General features: G+C 23.4%; 1 protein-coding gene. It reads left to right on the forward strand.

Going from position 1 to position 641, the window contains the following annotated elements; translation table 11 throughout:
• Positions 1-253: 253 nt before the first annotated feature.
• A partial coding sequence (locus GQX97_RS13765; protein WP_157152326.1) for an adenylyltransferase/cytidyltransferase family protein occupies positions 254-641 on the forward strand: 388 nt, incomplete at its 3' end.

The following is a 641-nucleotide window of genomic DNA, read 5'->3' on the forward strand; positions in this document are numbered from 1 at the left end:
TTATCAGTTTATATGATTAGCAGCTCTTTATCATTTTCTAAGTTTGTATATCATAATATGCTTTTGGGATTTATTATTTATATAATGCTTGGAATAGTRTTTTTCTTTGTTAGATTTAAATATAGTTTTTTAATGGATAATTATATTAATTTTAGTATATTTTTATGTGTTTTTTCTTTATTAATTATAATATTGTCTTTAGTTATAAATATTATATTAATGCGTAATAATAAGAGAATGGAAGAATRATAGAATGAATCAAGTTGTTATTAATGATTTTTGCAAGATAGATATAAAAAAGGGTAGTGTAGTTACAATAGGTAAATTTGACGGTGTTCATAAGGGGCATCAGAAGCTTATTAAATATACTGTTAATATGGCTAARAAATATAACTTATTATCTGTTGTTATGATGATAAGAAAGAAGAATGTATCTATTTATAATATGGAAGAAAATATATCTTTTATCAAGGCTTTGGGTGTTAATTATATAATAGTTATTGACTTTTTACCAGAATTTTATACAATGGAGGCTAAAGAGTTCTTTAATAGGTTAATAGAATATTATAAGATGAAGCGAATTGTTATTGGAGAAGACTTTGCTTTTGGTAAGGATAGAGTTGGGGATATTGATTTTCTAA

The sequence above is a fragment of the Brachyspira sp. SAP_772 genome (genome assembly GCF_009755885.1).
GTDB lineage: Bacteria > Spirochaetota > Brachyspiria > Brachyspirales > Brachyspiraceae > Brachyspira.